This window comes from Rhodococcus sp. 1168 (assembly GCF_002091955.1).
Lineage (GTDB): Bacteria > Actinomycetota > Actinomycetes > Mycobacteriales > Mycobacteriaceae > Rhodococcoides.
This window is the reverse complement of the sequence record NZ_MKKY01000091.1, coordinates 26,289-44,905: the sequence shown is the minus strand read 5'-3', so window position 1 is coordinate 44,905 and position 18,617 is coordinate 26,289. Positions and strand designations below refer to the sequence as shown.

14 protein-coding genes are annotated in these 18,617 nt (G+C 61.7%); 8 read left to right on the top strand and 6 right to left on the bottom strand.

The annotated features are described in order from the left end of the window. Positions 1-85: 85 nt before the first annotated feature. Complete coding sequence (gene uvrB / locus BJI47_RS20940) at positions 86-2,248, top strand: excinuclease ABC subunit UvrB (protein WP_084346522.1); 2,163 nt, start codon at positions 86-88, stop codon at positions 2,246-2,248. A gap of 92 nt (positions 2,249-2,340) precedes the next feature. Next, positions 2,341-3,204: a hypothetical protein gene (locus BJI47_RS20935; protein WP_088945545.1), complete on the top strand. Its 864-nt coding sequence runs from the start codon at positions 2,341-2,343 to the stop codon at positions 3,202-3,204. Between the two features lie 13 nt (positions 3,205-3,217). Here the strand turns inward: BJI47_RS20935 and BJI47_RS20930 are convergent, their stop codons facing one another. Next, positions 3,218-4,075 carry an ABC transporter permease gene (locus BJI47_RS20930; protein ID WP_088945544.1) on the bottom strand — a complete coding sequence of 286 codons (858 nt, stop codon included), beginning with the start codon at positions 4,073-4,075 and terminating at the stop codon, positions 3,218-3,220. Then, positions 4,072-6,933, bottom strand: a complete 2,862-nt coding sequence (locus BJI47_RS20925; protein WP_254900725.1) for an alpha/beta fold hydrolase — start codon at positions 6,931-6,933, stop codon at positions 4,072-4,074. The genes BJI47_RS20930 and BJI47_RS20925 overlap by 4 nt, the downstream gene beginning before the upstream one ends. 243 nt (positions 6,934-7,176) lie before the next feature. Here BJI47_RS20925 and BJI47_RS20920 point away from each other — a divergent pair, with 243 nt between their 5' ends. Further along, positions 7,177-7,629 carry a universal stress protein gene (locus tag BJI47_RS20920; RefSeq protein ID WP_088945542.1) on the top strand — a complete coding sequence of 151 codons (453 nt, stop codon included), beginning with the start codon at positions 7,177-7,179 and terminating at the stop codon, positions 7,627-7,629. 107 nt (positions 7,630-7,736) lie between these two features. On the opposite strand, the gene BJI47_RS20915 is transcribed toward BJI47_RS20920, so the two are convergent. The 3 genes from BJI47_RS20915 to BJI47_RS20905 all read right to left on the bottom strand — a co-directional run bounded on the left by BJI47_RS20915 (position 7,737) and on the right by BJI47_RS20905 (position 12,219). After that, positions 7,737-9,971, bottom strand: a complete 2,235-nt coding sequence (locus BJI47_RS20915; protein ID WP_088945863.1) for an ATP-binding domain-containing protein — start codon at positions 9,969-9,971, stop codon at positions 7,737-7,739. A gap of 216 nt (positions 9,972-10,187) precedes the next feature. Next, a complete protein-coding gene (locus tag BJI47_RS20910; RefSeq protein WP_088945541.1) occupies positions 10,188-11,393 on the bottom strand; it encodes a DoxX family protein in 1,206 nt (401 codons plus the stop codon). A 136-nt stretch (positions 11,394-11,529) separates the two neighbouring features. Continuing rightward, positions 11,530-12,219, bottom strand: a complete 690-nt coding sequence (locus tag BJI47_RS20905; RefSeq protein WP_088945540.1) for an MBL fold metallo-hydrolase — start codon at positions 12,217-12,219, stop codon at positions 11,530-11,532. 197 nt (positions 12,220-12,416) lie between these two features. On the opposite strand from BJI47_RS20905, the gene uvrA reads away from it, so the two are divergent. Continuing rightward, positions 12,417-15,341: an excinuclease ABC subunit UvrA gene (gene uvrA / locus BJI47_RS20900; protein WP_088945862.1), complete on the top strand. Its 2,925-nt coding sequence runs from the start codon at positions 12,417-12,419 to the stop codon at positions 15,339-15,341. 69 nt (positions 15,342-15,410) lie between these two features. Here uvrA and BJI47_RS20895 read toward each other — a convergent pair whose 3' ends face one another. Then, complete coding sequence (locus BJI47_RS20895; RefSeq protein WP_088945861.1) at positions 15,411-15,773, bottom strand: DUF1844 domain-containing protein; 363 nt, start codon at positions 15,771-15,773, stop codon at positions 15,411-15,413. Between the two features lie 478 nt (positions 15,774-16,251). Between BJI47_RS20895 and infC the strand changes: the two genes are divergently transcribed. The 4 genes from infC to BJI47_RS20875 all read left to right on the top strand — a co-directional run bounded on the left by infC (position 16,252) and on the right by BJI47_RS20875 (position 18,585). Further along, complete coding sequence (gene infC / locus BJI47_RS20890) at positions 16,252-16,962, top strand: translation initiation factor IF-3 (RefSeq protein WP_088945539.1); 711 nt, start codon at positions 16,252-16,254, stop codon at positions 16,960-16,962. Positions 16,963-17,068: 106 nt separating this feature from the next. After that, positions 17,069-17,263 (top strand): 50S ribosomal protein L35, encoded by a 195-nt coding sequence (gene rpmI / locus BJI47_RS20885; RefSeq protein WP_088945860.1) that lies wholly within the window; start codon positions 17,069-17,071, stop codon positions 17,261-17,263. 87 nt (positions 17,264-17,350) lie between these two features. Further along, positions 17,351-17,740, top strand: coding sequence for a 50S ribosomal protein L20 (gene rplT / locus BJI47_RS20880; RefSeq protein ID WP_084346513.1), 390 nt, complete (start codon positions 17,351-17,353; stop codon positions 17,738-17,740). A 38-nt stretch (positions 17,741-17,778) separates the two neighbouring features. Continuing rightward, a complete protein-coding gene (locus BJI47_RS20875; RefSeq protein WP_088945538.1) occupies positions 17,779-18,585 on the top strand; it encodes an RNA methyltransferase in 807 nt (268 codons plus the stop codon). Positions 18,586-18,617 lie beyond the last annotated feature (32 nt).

Sequence of the window (18,617 nt, the reverse complement as noted above, 5' to 3'; positions counted from 1 at the left end):
CCAAGTTACCTGTTCGGTTCCGATCTGCACGGTCGAACGCAGCATCGCCTCGAACGTGTCAGTAGTCGCGTCTAACCTGTAAAGCATGGCCTTTGCATCCGAACATCCCGTGGTGGCTCACTCGGACTTCCGCCCCGTCGGAGACATCGAACGCACGGGGCCCGCATTCGAGGTCGTCAGTGAGTACGAGCCGGCTGGAGACCAGCCGGCCGCCATTGCCGAGCTCGAGCGCCGGATCAGGGCCGACGAGAAGGACATCGTGTTGCTCGGTGCCACCGGTACCGGTAAGTCTGCAACGACGGCATGGCTCATCGAGAAGCTGCAGCGCCCCACGTTGGTGATGGCCCCGAACAAGACTTTGGCCGCACAGCTCGCCAACGAGCTACGAGACATGCTTCCCAACAACTCGGTCGAATATTTCGTGTCGTACTACGACTACTACCAACCCGAGGCCTACATCGCTCAGACGGATACTTACATCGAGAAGGATTCCTCGGTGAACGACGACGTCGAGCGCTTACGGCACTCTGCCACGGCAAGCTTGCTCTCGCGGCGCGACGTAGTGGTTGTCGCCTCGGTTTCCTGCATCTACGGTCTGGGCACCCCGCAGTCCTACGTCGATCGGTCCATCGAGCTGCAGGTAGGTGTCGAGGTTCCACGCGATGCCCTGTTGAGGCTTCTGGTGGATGTGCAGTACACCCGCAACGACATGGCCTTCACTCGTGGTTCATTCCGGGTTCGAGGTGACACGGTCGAGATCATTCCCTCGTACGAGGAGCTGGCGATTCGGATCGAGTTCTTCGGAGACGAGATCGAGGCGTTGTATTACCTGCACCCTCTGACCGGTGATGTCGTCCGTCAGGTGGACTCCGTCCGGATCTTCCCCGCCACGCACTACGTTGCAGGCCCGGAGCGTATGGAGAAGGCAGTCAAGAACATCGAGGCGGAACTCGAGGATCGGCTCGCCGAGCTTGAGGGCAAGGGCAAGCTGCTCGAAGCTCAGCGACTGCGCATGCGCACTCAGTACGACCTCGAGATGATCAAACAGGTTGGTTTCTGCTCCGGTATCGAGAACTATTCGCGGCACATCGACGGCAGAGGCCCAGGTACAGCGCCCGCGACGCTCATCGACTACTTTCCCGAGGATTTTCTCATGGTAATCGACGAGTCCCATGTGACCGTCCCTCAGATCGGCGCGATGTACGAGGGCGATATGTCCCGCAAACGCAACCTGGTCGAATTCGGTTTCCGGTTACCGTCGGCGACGGACAACCGGCCATTGACATGGGAGGAATTCACCCAGCGGATCGGGCAAACCGTGTATCTGTCGGCGACGCCGGGCAAGTACGAACTGGGGCAGACCGGTGGAGAATTCGTCGAACAGGTCATTCGTCCCACCGGACTCATCGATCCAGCGGTTGTCGTCAAGCCGACCAAGGGGCAGATCGACGATCTCGTTCACGAGATTCGCATTCGTGCAGACAAGAACGAGCGCATCTTGGTCACCACACTGACGAAGAAGATGTCCGAGGACCTCACCGACTATTTGCTCGAGCTCGGCATCAGAGTCCGATACCTTCACTCCGACATCGACACTCTGCGAAGAGTTGAGTTGCTACGCCAACTGCGGCTCGGAGAGTACGACGTTCTGGTCGGTATCAACCTCCTACGTGAGGGGCTCGATCTGCCGGAGGTGTCACTCGTTTCGATTCTCGACGCGGACAAGGAAGGCTTCCTTCGTAGCGGCACCAGTTTGATTCAGACAATTGGCCGCGCGGCTCGTAACGTGTCCGGCGAGGTTCACATGTACGCGGACAAGATGACGGATTCGATGAAGTACGCCATCGAGGAAACCGATCGTCGCCGCGAGAAGCAGGTGGCTTACAACAAGGAAAAGGGCGTCGATCCGCAACCACTTCGAAAGAAGATCGCGGACATCCTCGATCAGGTGTACGAGGAGGCCGACGACACCGACGAGTCGGTGGAAGTCGGTGGGTCCGGGCGTAATTCGAGTCGGGGTCGTCGTGCCCAAGGCGAGAAGGGGCGTGCGGTCAGTTCCGGCGTATACGAGGGGCAAGACGTCAAGTCCATGCCGCGGGCCGAGCTGGCAGCCCTGGTGAAGAACCTTACCGACCAGATGATGAATGCAGCTCGCGAGTTGCAGTTCGAGCTTGCAGGCAGGCTACGGGACGAAATCCAGGACCTGAAGAAGGAACTCCGAGGGATGGACGCGGCGGGTCTGAAGTAACGCGGACACGGCCATGCCGTGCCAACGCGCCGCGACCACGCCGTAGTAACGCGCCGCAACGCAGGGTCCGGGCGTTCGCTACGGTTTACGACATGGACGCATCCACTGCCGGCCGGAGTGCTCGCGCACTCGAACTTCTTCATTCGGCGGCGTACTTCGTCCCAGAGACTCGAGACGGGCTGGTGGACGCGGGCCTGGCCGGCCGTGCCTGCTATTTCGCTGGCCGGGCTGCGCCGTTGGGAGCAGTGGGGGCTGGCGTTGTGACGGCCACTTTTTACAACTTCAACCGTGAGCTGATTGCACCGTTGATTCCCGCTGCGTGGTCGATATGTGCCCCGGAGAGGATCATGCAGATCCGCTATCGCGCGTTGGACGCGGCCTTCACGAGGCTTATGGGTGCTGACGTTGTTTCTTCACACGAGATGAGTGAAGCTGCCGAACTTGCTTCGATAGCAGCTCGTGGAATTCCCGGGGACGATGGACGGCCGCTGTATTCCGCGTACGCCGAACTCGAATGGCCTACGGCACCGCACCTCGTTCTATGGCATGCGCTGACGCTGCTTCGCGAGCACCGGGGGGATGGGCATATTGCTGCCTTGCAGACCGCTGAATTGAATGGCATCGAAGCGTTGATCACTCACACCGCAACGGGGTATGGATTCGAAAAGGAGTTCGCCCGTAAGCGTCGTGGCTGGTCCGTCGAGCAGTGGGACGAGGCTGTGGGGGCACTTGCCGACCGTGAAATCCTCGACAAGGATGGTGCGTTGACCGAGCACGGGCAGGATATCCGCACACTTGTCGAGGACATCACAGACGATCTGGCGCTTGCACCGTGGGCTTCGTTGGGTGAAGACGGCGCCGCACGTCTGGTCGAGCTCGCGTCGCCCTGGCGAGACACATTCCTCTCTCAGAACGTGTTCCCGGACGGCATCTTCGGGCCGGCCGTCGAAAAATAGGGCGTCGTTCGGGTCAGCTGGTGATGTCTTTGGTGGCGAACACCCGCCAGGCGATCACTCCGAAGACGGCCGCGTAGGCAAGCGCGGAGAACGATCCGACGAACATGTCGTTCCAGCTGACCGTTGGTTGCAACGCGTCGGTCCACGAATTTGCGTAGTGCCCGGGCAGGTAGTTGCGAAGCGAACCGAGCGCGGTGATCTGGTCCAGAATCTGCAACAGTATCGACGTCATCACTGCTCCGCCGACCGCACCGAGTGGCGCATCGGTCAGAACCGAAAGAAGCATCGCCAGGCCCGCCACCCACAACAGGTTGACCCCGATGTAGGCCACTGCGATGGCGAGTCGACCGAGTGCGTCGGCGTAGGGCAGTCCGTCACCGAATGGTGTGACGAGTGGTTCCGCGCCGTAGAGCGCGGTGCCCAGAACCAGCGATACGAGAACCAGAACTACTACCGCTGCGATGGACAGCGTCGCCGACACCAGTGCTTTCTGCACGAGTAGCCGGGTGCGCGGCACGGGAATGGCCAGCAGATATCGAAGCGACGACCAGGATGCTTCGCTCGCCACGGAGTCTCCGAAGAACAACGAGACAACGACGATGAGCAGAAACCCGACTGACATGAACAGTGCGAACACGGTGAAATTGACCCCGCCCCGGGTCCCGAGCTCTATCAGACCGCCCGTGTCGGAATCGGCCGAGGAACTTCCGACGGCGAAGGCGATTGCCAGGATTACCGGCAACAGTGCAAGGAATCCGATAGCGAACTGTGTGCGGCGCCGACCGAACTGTCGACGTAGCTCGGTGCGGAACGGAAGGGTCTTGCCCGCGTGATATCCGGGGGCTCGCCCGTCTGTATGCGTCGTGCTCATTCGTGTTCTTTCGTCGATACGGTTCCACTGGCTTCAGCGTCGATTTCGGCTAACTGTGTCAGGTGCTCGGTGTCGCGATGCACCAGATCGAGGAAGACATCTTCGAGCCTCGTGGACTGGGAGAGCCCGCGCACTTCGAGGCCGGCGTCGAAGAGAGCCCTGATCACGATCGCCGGATCGACGCTTCCGATGTCCACTCGAACGACCGACTCGTCGATGACTGTCGGCGAACACCCCAGACCGCTCAGCACTGCCGATGCCTTCTCCGCGTCGTCGACTCGTACTTCGGTCATTCCGCCTGCCGCAGTCAGCTCCCGCACAGTGCCCGAGCTGATGACCGACCCACGGTTCATCACTACGACGTGCGTACAGGTCTGCTCCACCTCGGCCAGCAGGTGACTCGAGACCAAGACGGTTCGTCCGGTTTTGGCGTAGTTGATCAGGACCTCGCGCATGGTGCGGATCTGTGGTGGATCGAGACCGTTGGTGGGTTCGTCGAGGACCATCAGATCCGGCAGCCCCAGCATTGCCTGGGCAATCGCCAAGCGTTGGCGCATCCCTTGGCTGTACGACTTGACCTTCCGCTCGACTGCAGTGCCGAGATCGGCGATCTCCAACGCTTCTTCGAGGTGTGCGTCTTCGAGGGGACGGCCGGTGGCCTGCCAGTACAGGCGCAGGTTTTCGGTGCCACTGAGGTGGGGGAGAAATCCGGACCCTTCGACGAACGACCCCAGCCTCGACAGGACGGGGGCTCCGGGCGAGACCTTATGCCCGAAGACCCGGATGTCCCCGCTCGTCGGGGTGATCAAACCCATGAGCATCCGTAGGGTGGTCGTCTTTCCGGCGCCGTTCGGGCCGAGTAGGCCGAGCACCTGCCCCTGACGGACCTCGAAACTGACGTTGTCGACGGCCTTGAATCCGTTGGAGTAAGTCTTGGCCAAATCGGTGATCACCAGTGGGGTGTCGATGAGATCTTCGTCCACTTCGGCGATCAAGCGTCTGCGCGATCGGATGATGTTGACCGCGATCAATGCACCCAGTGCGGCGACGATGACGCCGATGCCGACGATCGGGCCGAGTGGAACGGTGCTGGTGCTGCTCGCCACCCCCGCCACGGTCGGCACTCGTAGCGCCGAATCATCCAATGCAACAACGAATTGCGCGGGCTCGAGCGGAACTGCGTATGCCTGATCGGTGGTGGACACCGACACTTCGACGTGATGTCCCTCTGGAATTACATAGCTGACGCCGGGCAGAACGACCGACACCGGAACGGGACCCGAATCGACGGTGTTCGGTAGGCGCACCGGGGCGACCGCGCCGCCGGGAAGGGTGCGCTTGCCGTCGGGGCCGACGTCGTACAGCTTGACGAACAGGACCGCCTGCTGTGGTTGTGCGAATGCTCCGATACGTAGATCGATGCGGGATGCGCCCGTGATGGTGAGCGGTTCGGTCAGTGGATCGCCTGTGAAGGTTGCAGCTTGACCGGGGAGGTCCGCGGACAACTGCGAACCAGCTGATGTGGCGCTCAATGTGGCCAGCACCGAGCCGAGACCCGGAACGGATGAGATCGCCGATGGGGATGCCCCTGGCGGTCTGATGATGGTTTGCTCGTTCGGGGCTCCCGATTGCTCCGACATGGACGAGGTAGGACCCGAGGGGCGCAGCTCGACGGGTACTTCTGTGGTTGCGCTCGGTGCGCCTGCGGCGTCGGAATCGGAGAGCCCGGGGTATTCCGGTGCTGTCATTCTGCGCCCGCGAGTTCGATTCTGTTCGATCGCAGGGGTCTGGAGCGAGTAGACGAACGGACGCGGCTGATCTGCAACATCGACGGTTGTATCCGACATCAGTTGTGTACGAAGGAAATCCTTCATCGTGTTCTCGGCGCCGCCGCTTGTTCCACCGTCGTCGTGACCGCCGTTGAACCAGCGAACCTGGACATCGCCACCGGCGTCGGAGATCTGCCTCGCCGTGGTGTCGGACTGATCGAGCCCGAACAGGGTGTCCTGCATACCCTGCACCAGGAGCGTCGGTGCCTTGATGTTCGACGCTACGGCCGCGGGGGAGTGCGCGGTCAGTAGCGCCGACAATTCCGGCGAGGGCTCACCGGTCACCGCCGATTGCGTGTATGCGGAACAGAACTCGGGTGCGAACCGTCCGCATCCCGCTGCGGCGCCGGGCTCATTGCCTCCAGGACGCGAGGCTGCTCCAGCTCCGAAGAAGACTCCTGCCCATCCGCGTTTGAGTACTCCCTGTCCGCCATAGACCGTAGCTGCAGGAGTGTTCAAGGCATCCAGGCGAGCGCGGTCCTCATCATTCGTGACGCCGTAATTGGGGAACAGTGCCTGCCCCAGATCGTTCCAGGTGATGGCCGACGCGACTGCGTCTATACGCTCGTCGGTTCCGGCAAGGCTCAACGCCAGCGCGCCGCCGTAAGAGCCCCCGGCGACACCGACGCGCGGATCGCCGGGTCCATCGAGCCGAACTTCGGGTCGACCCGCGAGCCAATCCACTAGGCCGCGGCCGTCCGCGACCTCCCGATCCGGATCATTGATCGATATCGAGCCGGTACTCAGTCCGAAGCCGCGAGCGCTGTAGGTCAACACCGTGAACCCGTCGTCGGCGAGCGCTCGTGCCTGTCCGTCCACCGAGAACTTGTCTCCTCCGAATCCGTGGGCGAGAAGGACAGCAGGGGCCGGGGTGGTCCGAGGTACGTAGAGGCGCGTGTCGAGCGCCACGGTCTCGGTGCTGCCCGGACTCTCCGGTAGCGTCACCGTGGTATCGACGGTGGTCGACTCGATTTTTGCGCTGGAGGGGCGGTTGACGAAATAGACCGAGAACCCTGCAACCACAATCACCAAGAGGATCGCAAAGGTGGAGGTCTTTGTAGACCGTCTCGGCCGTGGGATGCGCATACAAGCCAATGTAGGTGAGACCGCGAGATCGTGTTGTCGGCGATCTCCGCGTGACGACTGACGGATACCGATAGTGTCATCGCAACGATCTTCGAGGCTTGGCATGTCGAGCCTTGTCGAGATTCATGAAACAGCGGACGAAAGCGTCACGAATTTGTGTGACACAACCTACAACTGGAGGAATGAATGAGTGCCTACCGCACCGTCGTCGTCGGAACAGATGGCTCCGAATCGTCTTTGCGGGCTGTGGAGAAAGCCGCCGCGCTGGCGGGTGACGCCGACGCGACACTCGTGATCGCGTGCGCCTACTACCCGTCGGATCCGAAGGACAACGCGAAGGCAGCCGATGCACTTCGCGAAGATGCCTACCAGATCACCGGCTCTGCACCCACCCATGACATTCTTCGCACCGCTCGCGAGCACGCGATCAAATTCGGCGCCAAGAAGATCGAGGAGCGAGCGATCGTCGGGGCCCCCGTCGAATCGCTGCTGGAATTGGTAGGAGACGTCGAGGCCGACCTTCTGGTCGTCGGTAATCGAGGGCTCAACTCCTTGACGGGCCGTCTACTCGGATCAGTTCCATCCGACGCTGCACGCAAGTCCACATGCGACGTGCTCATCGTTCACACGGTTCGCTGAGCTGCCTTTCGCTTTTCGACTACTTCGCAGTTCGACGGCTTCGATGGCAGTCGACCCGGAAACCGGGTCGGCTGCCATCGGTCGTTTCCGGCTGTCTCGCCGTCGTTTCAGTGGGCCGATACGGCGAATGAGGCCAATCCCGACAGTTCGCTCGGCAACGTCTGGGCATGAACGACGCCCAGACGTTGCGTCGCACGAGTCAATGCAACGTACAAGTCGCCCATGCCTCGTGGAGACTCCGCGACGATGTCGGCAGGTTCGACGATGAGCACCGAATCGAATTCGAGCCCCTTGGCATCCTTGACTGTCGAGACGGTCACGAACTCCGATGTCAGATGCGACAAGTCGGCGAGAAGTCCGTGCGGCACCAGTACGGCGCTGAGACCGGGGCGAGGGTGCTCGGAAAGACGCTCGGTGACAATCTCGACGAGATCGGTGCTCGTGACCTGCTGTGCCCACGGTAGAGAGCCCGATTCGCGGATCGACCTGGGAACCGACTGAATTGGGTCGATGGCAGCCAACACATCCCGTGCAACGACCATGATCTCCGACGGCGTCCGGTAGTTCACGGTCAACTCCGTGCGCTTCCACCGCTGCGCGACATACGGTTCCAGCACTTCCCCCCACGATGTGGTGCCTGCAGGATCTCCGGTTTGTGCGACATCGCCCACCAACGTCATCCAGCGATTGGGGATACGACGCATCACCATTCGCCACGCCATGTCGGACAGTTCCTGGGCTTCGTCGACGATGACATGGCCGTAGGTCCAGGTACGATCCCCTGCTGCGCGCTCGGCTGTGGTCAGTCGGGCGCCGGAGTCCTGTCTGGCGGCCAGTTGGCTGGCATCGATCAGGTCGTATGCCATCAGGATCTCAGGGTCCAGTTCGTCCTCCAAATCCTGGGGCGCCGAGCCTGTCAGAATATCCAACGCACCTTGAGCGTCGGCAATCTGACTGCGCCACTGCCGATTTGCCCGTTCGCGTTCGGCTGCATCGTCGATCCCCAGTAACTCGGCCAACTCGTCGAGCAGAGGTGCATCTCCTGCGCTGAATCCGCGTCCCACGCGAAGTAAAGAGTTCCGTTCGGCCGGCGACAGATTCGGGGTAGCGGACTCGATTCTCTCCGGGGATGCGAACAGCTCCGACAGAACTTGCTGTGGCGACAGGTCCGGCCAAAGTGCGTCGATTGCTGCCATCACATCGGCGTCTTCGCGCATTTCGTCTCGCATGTCGGCGATGTCTTCGCGGCTGAGCAGACTACCACCATCGACGAGGTTCTGCCCGAGAGTTGCCGCGAGCTGCTGTGCAAGTCCATCGATCACCGAGGACACGAACAGCGGACGCGCCAAGTTGTGTGGGCGCCGCGAGGATCGCGCCCGTCCGCGTGCCCGCGAGACGATCTTCTTGTCGAGGATGATGTCGTAGGTGTCGAAGCGCAAGCGCGTCGGCTCCGCCGGAATCTCTTGGCGATCGCGCACTGCTTTGGTCAGAACGGCGACCATCGACGTCGAGCCCTTCACCTCGGCCGCGGTGATCGAATCCTCCACCGTGGCCCGGACTCCTGGATACAGATTCCCGATAGTCGACAACAGCACACCGGTTTCGCCGAGCGAGGGCAGTACCTGTCCGATGTAGTCGAGGAACGTGGCGTTCGGACCGATGATGAGAACGCCACTCTTCGCCAACTGCTGTCGATAGGTGTAGAGCAGATAGGCGGCACGGTGCAGGGCTACGGCCGTCTTACCGGTTCCCGGGCCGCCCTGTACGACGAGCACGCTGCGGTGCTCCGATCGAATGATCGCGTCCTGTTCGCTCTGGATGGTCTCGACGATGTCGTTCATGTGCCCGGTGCGGGCTGCTTCGAGTGCAGACAACAGCGCGCTCTCACCCGCAACTCCGGCCGCCGTCGCATCGCGGCGCGCGTGCTGGGCTGCCTCCAGATCGAGGTACTCGTCGGCGATCGAGGTGACGCGGCGGCTACGGGTCCGGATGTGTCTGCGACGGACTACGTCTTCGGGCGCAGCGGGCGTCGCAAGATAGAACGGACGGGCCATCGGTGCGCGCCAGTCGAGCAGAAGTGACTCGTAATCGTTCGCCTCGTCCAGGATTCCCACCCGCCCGATGTAGCGGACACCGTCCTCCTCGGACTGGGGCGCGAGGTCGATGCGGCCGAAGCACAGTCCGTTTTCGGCGGCGTCGTACTTTGCGATGTCGTCGTTGTACATCTGACTGAACGATTCGCGCTCGCTGCGAGCCTGCGGAGTGCCGCCGGTTGCAAGGAGTACTGCACTGAGCCGTGTGCTTGCGTACTGCCGAAGCGCGTCCAACTGGTTGTAGAGCATCGTGACGTACGACTGCTCACGATCCTGGTCGGACAGGGTGTCCACTTCTGACTTGTCGGCGATTGTGGGGCCGTCGTCCGGCAAAGGGTCTCCTCGGGAGTTCGGCAGCGAATCTCGGTGAATCGAAATTCGCCCAAGCAGTCTACGACAATAAAGAGCCCCGCCGCAGAACCGCAGTTCAGGACGGGGCCCTTTTCGATCAGCCGGTCGAATTGGCTACTTGGAATACTTCTGAACGCGCTTGTCCAGCTCTTTCCTGGCCTTCTCGACATTCTTCTCGAGCTTGGCCTGAGCCTTCTCGGTCGCCTTGTCGAAGTCCCGGCTCTGCTGTGCTGCGCGCTTACGCGCACGCTTGCTGAGTGTTTCGGTCCGATCGGCGGCGACTTCGGCCCACTTACTGCCGCGGTCCTGCGCTAGTTCGGCCAATTCCGCTGCCCGCTCAGTGGCAAGATTGGCCCACTTGGTGCCACGGTCCTGGGCAAGTTCGGCCAAAACGGCACCGCGCTCGGCTGCCGTATCGGCGAGCTTCGAGCTACGGTCGATTGTCTTGTCGGCGAGCTTGGAACCGCGCTTTTGTGCGACCTTTGCGAGCTCGGAGCTACGGTCGGCTGTCTTGTCGGCGAGCTTGGAACCGCGCTTCTGGGCGACCTTCGCGAGCTCGGAGCCACGGTCTTCAGCTTTGTGCGCCCAACGTGCGAGGACCGGCTGTGCGGCGTCGGCGAATTCCGAGCTCTTTTCTGCTGCGACGTCGGCCCATTTGGATACGACGGGCTGTGCGGCGTCGGCGAATTCCGAGCTCTTTTCTGCTGCAACGTCGGCCCATTTGGATACGACGGGCTGTGCAGCGTCGGCGAAGTGCGAGCTACGAGTCGCCGCAACCGAAGCCAGCCCTTTCACGCGGTCTGAAGCGATACCGAGTCGATCTGCGGTGTCGTGGGAGCCTGGCAGCGCAGACTGAACGGATGCGGACGCCTTGCGTGCGGCACGGCGACCCCGCCACGCCAAGGATGGCTTGCCCTCGGTGTCGACCGCAGCGATGAGCAGGCCGCCCAGCAAGCTGATGTTCTTGAAGAACTGAGTGCGCTGCGCAGCTTTGGCAGCGGGATCGGTCTCGTTCCAGAAGGCATGGCCGACATAGGTCGTAGGGATCAAGCTGCCAGCCAGCGCCAGTGAGGCAATCCGTGGTGCCTTACCGGTGGCAAGCAAAAGACCGCCACCGACCTGAACCGCGCCGTTGATCCGGACAAGTGTCTCGGGATCGCTGGGGAGGTTCGAAGTGACGCTGTCCGGCAACGCGTCCTGGCCCTGTTCGATCAACGGTGTGGCGGCTTGCGCCCTGCCTGTTGGGTTCCGGAGCGCGTCGATGCCCCCCGCGATGAAGATGGTCGACATCAGCGGTCGGGCGATACGGCGGACAAGCATTGACAGCCTCCTGCGTAGTTCGTGAGTGAACGGAGATGTTCCGCGCGGCGCAGCACAGGAGTAAGGCCCCCATACCGACCACGTTGTTCCAGCGTAGCCATACCCAGGCTTGGTCGGTTTCAAGCGTGACGGTGTTTCACCAACCGCGTTCTCGCCATTCGCCGAGGTGAGGGCGTTCGGTACCGAGCGTCGTGTCCTTGCCGTGGCCCGGGTAGACGATGGCATCGTCACCGAACCGGTCGAACAGCTTCGTGGTCACGTCGTCGAGGAGTTGTACGAAGTTCTCTGGCCCCGATGTCTTTCCGACACCGCCTGGAAAGAGTGAGTCACCGGTGAAGAGGTGAACGACGCCGTCCTTGGCATCGGTGTGAGCCAACGCGATCGACCCAGGCGTATGCCCTCGCAGATGGATGACGTCGAACGTGAGTTCACCCACGTCGATGCTGTCTCCGTCTTGCAGCAGGCGGTCCGGTGTTACCGGTAGTGGTTCGGCATCCAAACTGTGCGCAGCAGTCGGCGAGGCGGTGCCCGCTGCGATGTCTTCCAGTGCCTGCCAGTGATCACCGTGTTGGTGCGTGGTGACGATGAGTGAAAGTCTTGGCGCGTTCTCGTCGATCAACTGCGCCAGGCGTGGTGCTTCGTTCGCAGCATCGATCAGCATCGATTCTCCGGTGGTGGAACAAACGATGAGATAGGCATTGTTGTCCATGGGGCCGACGGACATCTTGGTGATGGTTCCGTTAGAGATCGTGCGCCGCGCAGGCGATGATCCTGGGGAGACTGCTCCGGTGTAGTCGTCGTCGATGGCCATAAGGTGCTCGTCCATCTAGGGGACGCTACCGTCGGCGCGACTACAAACCCTGTTCGGCCCTCCGAGTCAGAAGAACGTGTCAGAGGGTCGGCCTAGCATTGCTACTGCGTGAGGTTCGCCTTTACGCATGCATCCATGGAGCGACGGTTCGACTGATCAGGTCGGTGGTACACGAGCCTGACAGCCTGGTCGTTCGACAAGAAGGGAAGACTGTGGCGGATCGCCTGATAGTGCGGGGTGCGCGTGAACACAACCTGCGAGGGGTCGACATCGATTTGCCTCGGGACAGCCTCATCGTCTTCACAGGTCTCTCGGGTTCAGGCAAATCCTCGCTCGCCTTCGACACGATCTTCGCCGAAGGACAGCGCCGTTATGTCGAGTCGCTGTCCGCGTATGCGCGCCAGTTTCTGGGACAGATGGACAAGCCGGACGTCGACTTCATCGAGGGATTGTCGCCTGCTGTCTCCATCGATCAGAAGTCGACCAACCGAAATCCGCGGTCGACTGTGGGCACCATCACCGAGGTTTACGACTATCTACGCCTGCTCTTCGCTCGCGCTGGAACGGCACACTGTCCGGTCTGTGGCGAAAGGATCGCCCGGCAGACCCCTCAGCAGATCGTCGATCAGGTGTTGGAGATGGAAGAGGGGATCAAATTCCAGGTCCTCGCACCGGTCGTCCGTACCCGCAAGGGTGAGTTCGTAGACCTGTTCGATTCCCTCAATACTCAGGGTTATTCGCGTATCCGTGTCGACGGCGTAGTTCACCAGCTCAACGACCCTCCGAAGCTGAAGAAGCAGGAGAAGCACGACATCGAGGTCGTGGTCGACCGACTCACTGTCAAGGCAGGCTCCAAACAGCGTCTTACCGACTCCGTGGAGACCGCACTGCGTCTCGCCGACGGCATCGTGGTCCTCGACTTCGTCGACCGGGAAGAGGATGCCCCTGACCGCGAACGTCGATTCTCCGAGAAGCTCGCATGTCCCAACGCGCACCCACTCTCGATCGACGACCTGGAGCCACGGTCCTTCTCGTTCAACTCTCCGTACGGCGCGTGTTCCGAATGCCTCGGTCTCGGCGTGCGCAAGGAAGTGGACCCCGAGCTGGTCGTCCCTGACCCGGATCTTTCGCTGGCCGACGGTGCAATCGCCCCGTGGTCGATGGGCCAGACTTCGGAGTACTTCGGCCGCCTGTTGTCCGGGCTGGCCGACGCCATGGAATTCGACCTCGATGCGCCGTGGAGCAAGCTGCCCGCCAAGGTCAAGCGCGCAGTTCTCGAGGGCAGCGAGCATCAGGTTCACGTCAAGTACAAGAACCGCTACGGTCGCACCCGCTCTTACTATGCAGAGTTCGAAGGCGTCATGCCTTTCTTGCATCGCAGGCTCGAGCAGACCGAGTCCGAACAGATGAAGGAACGCTACGACGGCTACATGCGCGACGTTCCCTGTCCTGCCTGCGGGGGAGACCGTCTGCGTCCGGAGATTCTGTCGGTCACGATCGAAGCGGGCGATTTCGGTGCGAAGTCGATCGCTGATGTCTGCAAACTATCCATCTCCGAAACCGCAGACTTCTTGAACAGCCTCACGCTGGGTTCCAAAGAGGAAGCCATCGCCGGTCAGGTGCTTCGAGAAGTTCAAGCGCGACTCGGCTTCCTTCTCGACGTCGGTCTCGAATATTTGTCGCTGTCGCGCCCTGCTGGTTCGCTTTCCGGCGGGGAAGCTCAGCGCATCAGGCTCGCCACGCAAATCGGGTCCGGACTCGTCGGAGTGCTGTACGTGCTCGATGAACCGTCCATCGGGTTGCACCAGCGCGACAACCGTCGGCTCATCGACACGCTGACCAGGCTTCGCGATCTGGGCAATACTTTGATCGTCGTCGAACACGACGAGGACACAATTCGAACTGCAGACTGGGTTGTCGACATCGGACCGCTCGCCGGTGAGCACGGCGGCCGCGTCGTACACAGCGGTTCCTACGAGGATCTACTCACCTCGGAAGAATCGTTGACGGGCGCATACCTGTCGGGACGTTTGCAGATTCCACTGCCCGATGCGCGACGGGTTGTCGACAAGAAGCGGCAGGTAACTGTCGTGGGTGCTCGGGAACACAATCTGCGCGGCATCGACGTCAGCTTCCCCCTGGGAGTGCTGACTGCGGTGACCGGAGTGTCAGGTTCGGGTAAGTCAACGCTGGTCAACGACATTTTGGCGACCGTCATGGCCAACAAGCTCAATGGGGCGCGGCAGGTGCCGGGCCGTCACACCCGCATCAACGGCTTGGACCAACTTGACAAGCTCGTGCGCGTCGATCAGTCTCCGATCGGACGTACACCGAGGTCGAACGCAGCCACCTACACCGGCGTGTTCGACAAGGTTCGCACCTTGTTTGCATCCACCACCGAGGCGAAGGTTCGCGGCTATCAGCCCGGTCGTTTCTCGTTCAACGTGAAGGGCGGTCGGTGCGAGGCGTGCTCCGGTGATGGAACCTTGAAGATCGAGATGAACTTTCTTCCCGATGTCTACGTTCCCTGTGAAGTGTGCGAAGGCGCTCGCTACAACCGCGAGACGCTCGAGGTCCACTACAAGGGGAAGACGATCGCGCAGGTCCTCGATATGCCCATCGAGGAGGCAGCGGACTTCTTCGAGGCCATCACTTCCATCCACCGGTATCTCAAAACGCTCGTCGAGGTCGGCCTCGGCTACGTCCGACTCGGTCAGCCCGCCACGACGCTGTCCGGCGGTGAGGCGCAGCGCGTGAAGCTCGCTGCCGAACTCCAGAAGCGGTCGACAGGACGTACCGTCTACATTCTCGACGAACCGACCACCGGCCTGCATTTCGAGGATATTCGGAAGCTGCTCGGTGTGGTCAACGGTCTCGTAGACAAGGGCAACACCGTCATCGTCATCGAGCACAATCTCGATGTCATCAAGGTATCCGACTGGGTGATCGATATGGGCCCAGAGGGCGGCAATGGCGGTGGAATCGTTGTGGCAGAAGGAAATCCAGAGGAAGTAGCAGCAGTTCCGGAAAGCTACACCGGGAAATTCCTGCAGGAGGCGCTGGCCCGTGAACCCGCGCCGCAGCCGAAGAAGGTGCCGGTCAAAAAGCGCCGACCACGTAAGGCCGCTTCGGTCTGACCGTCCCAATGGGTGTCCAGCCGAAGCGGGCCGAAGGTGGCCGGCGAGTGGAAAGGCGCAGGACGCGGATCAGTACACCGGGCCGGTGTACTTCTCCCCGGGGCCTTTGCCTGGCTCGTCGGGATGCGCGGACGCTTCGCGGAATGCTTTCTGTAGAGCCTGAAGCCCTTCGCGGATCGGTCCGGCGTGTGGTCCGAGGTACTCGACCGACGCCGTTACGAGCCCTGCGAGTGCGGTGATGACTCGTCGCGCTTCGTCGAGATCGAGGTAGGGGCTTTCCGACGGGTCCGGCTCGGACAGGCCGAGCTTCTCGGCTGCGGAGCTCATCAGCATCACAGCGGCGCGGCTGATTACTTCGACAGCGGGAACGTCGGCGAGTTCGCGGACTTCGGGTTCGCCGCTTTCATTGACAGGTTCGGGGGTGCTCGTCATGCTCACGAGGATGGCACGTTGGCGTGAGGCACTGTCATCAGGTGTGCCCGCGGCAATGCCCACACCGCTTGAATGGTCCATCCATACGATCAGATCACTTGAACGCGTCATTCACGCCCTCGGTCCGCGCCCGGCGGCGTCGATTTCTCCAAACCGCTGGATGGCTGGTACTGTTCCTCATCGACCGTCTTCGGCGTGTTCTTTCTTACGAGAGTGCACTGTCCGGAGGCAGCAAGTGGAGCCCGACTCCCACCGGTACTCAGTGTTCAAGCTGGTTCCGGTCCGGTCGCCCGCAGTAGCAGAGATGCTTCTGGGGCTTCCTCTTCGGAGGAGACGATATTGCGACGTTTGCGGTATTTGTCGATCGGTCGACATCGGGCCCTGCACCAGCGGAATGCTGGAGCAGGGTTTTTTCGTTGTAGGAGAGAGTGTTCTCCGACAATGAGTGTCGAAGGACCCGGGCAGGCGGGCTGTGCCAATGGCGGGCGGTCGGCTAGACCCCTCACCGCACTACCTAGGAGGCCCCATCAGCACTGAGACTCGCATCAACGATCGCATTCGTGTTCCCGAGGTTCGTTTAGTCGGACCTGGCGGTGAACAGGTTGGCATCGTGCGTGTTGAAGATGCACTCCGCTTGGCTCTCGAAGCCGATCTCGATCTCGTAGAAGTGGCTCCCGACGCTCGTCCGCCGGTCTGCAAGATCATGGACTACGGGAAGTTCAAGTACGAGGCAGCGCAGAAGGCGCGCGAATCGCGCAAGAACCAGACTCTCACCGTGATCAAGGAGCAGAAGCTCCGCCCGAAGATCGATGCTCACGACTACGAGACCAAGAAGCGCAACGTGGTTCGCTTCCTCGAAGCCGGGTCGAAGGTCAAGGTCACCATCATGTTCCGTGGACGCGAGCAGTCTCGTCCGGAGCTCGGATTCCGTCTGCTGCAGCGGCTGGGCGCAGACGTTGCAGATCTTGGCTTCGTCGAGACCTCGGCCAAGCAGGACGGTCGCAACATGACGATGGTGTTGGCCCCACACAAGGGAGCCAAGACTCGCGTCAAGGCACAGGAAAGTGCGGCGGCGCCGCCCGCTCAGCGTGCCACGGCGCCGACCACCTCGGCTCCGGCTGCTCCGGCACCCGCCGCTGCAGAGCCGGCTCCGGCTGCTCCGGCAGCAGCAACGCCGCCGAGCAACTAGAGACGGCGCTACCGAACCGAGTACGACCCGTAAGACGTTCTTTGCCGACGAGATCGGCACGGACGTGCCGAGCAAGACCGAAGAGCAACACAGAACTGAGGACTCCATGCCCAAGCAGAAGACTCACAGTGGCGCCAAGAAGCGATTCAAGGTGTCCGGCAGCGGCAAGATCATGCGCCAGAAGGCTGGTCGTCGCCACTTGCTGGAGCACAAGTCCAGCAGGAGAACCCGTCGTCTCGACGGCGTTGCAGTTGTGACCAAGGCCGACGTGCCGCGGATCAAGCGCCTGCTCGGCATCTGATCTGGACTTCGTAGTCGACCGTCTCGGTCGGCGTCTCCCATTACCATTCGGGGTTTTCAGAAGCCCCCAGATCGACAGGATTTACCAGTGGCACGCGTAAAACGGGCGGTCAACGCCCAGAAGAAGCGCCGTTCGATTCTCGAGGCATCCAAGGGATACCGCGGACAGCGCTCACGTCTGTACACCAAGGCCAAGGAGCAGCAGCTCCACTCGCTCACCTACGCATACCGTGACCGTAAGGCACGCAAGGGTGACTTCCGTCGGCTGTGGATCACGCGTATCAACGCAGCAGCTCGCGCCAACGACATCACGTACAACCGCTTGATCCAGGGCCTGAGGCTCGGGGGCGTCGAGGTCGACCGCAAGATCCTCGCCGAGCTCGCTGTGTCGGACGCACCGGCTTTCGCCGGCCTGGTTGCCATCGCCAAGGCTGCACTGCCTGCCGACGTCAACGCTCCTGCTGGAGAAGCAGCCTGAGCAAGCTGACGCACGACGATCTCGATCCTGAACGGCCCGTGGACATGCTCACCGAGCGGACTCCACGGGTCGTTTCGGCTGTGAAGCTGTTGCGCGCGTCGGAGCGTCGCAAGTCGGGGCTGTTCCTGGCCGAAGGAACCAATTCGGTGACCGAGGCACTCGGTGCGGGCGTCGTCCGAGAGTTGTTCTATGCGGAGGATTCCGCGGACCGCAACGGCGGCGTTCTCGATGCGGCCCGAAGCGCGGGACTTCGCACCCAAGCCATCAGCGCTCGAGCGGCGAAGGCTCTTTCCGACACGGTGACACCGCCTGGGATCGTTGCGGTCTGTCGACTTGTCGATGTCGGCCTCGGCGATGCCCTCGGGGTCGATCCCACGTTGATCGCTGTTCCGGTGGAGGTATCGGAGCCGGGCAACGCGGGCACGGTCATCCGGGTCGCCGACGCTGTTGGTGCCGATGCGGTCGTGTTGCTGGGGGATTCGGTCGATCCGCACAACGGTAAGTGTGTGCGCGCGTCGGCGGGGAGTCTTTTTCACTTGCCGATCGCTCGTGAACGCTCGGTCGAACAGGGGCTCGATGCTCTGCGGGCGAGCGGAGTGAAGATTTTCGCCACCGCTGCCGATGGTGAGATCGATCTCGATGATGCAGACGAGCTGCTGAGTGGGCCGACGGCGTGGTTGTTCGGCAACGAAGCTCACGGATTGGACGCGGCTGTGGCGGCCTCGGCCGATCATCGCGTCAGGATTCCTATTCATGGTCGTGCCGAGAGCTTGAACCTCGCGACAGCGGCAGCTATCTGCTTGTACGCGAGTGCCCGCGCTCAGCGCAGGTCCGGCAAGAATTGACCCGACCTTCTCGCTTAGGATCGGCATAGTCG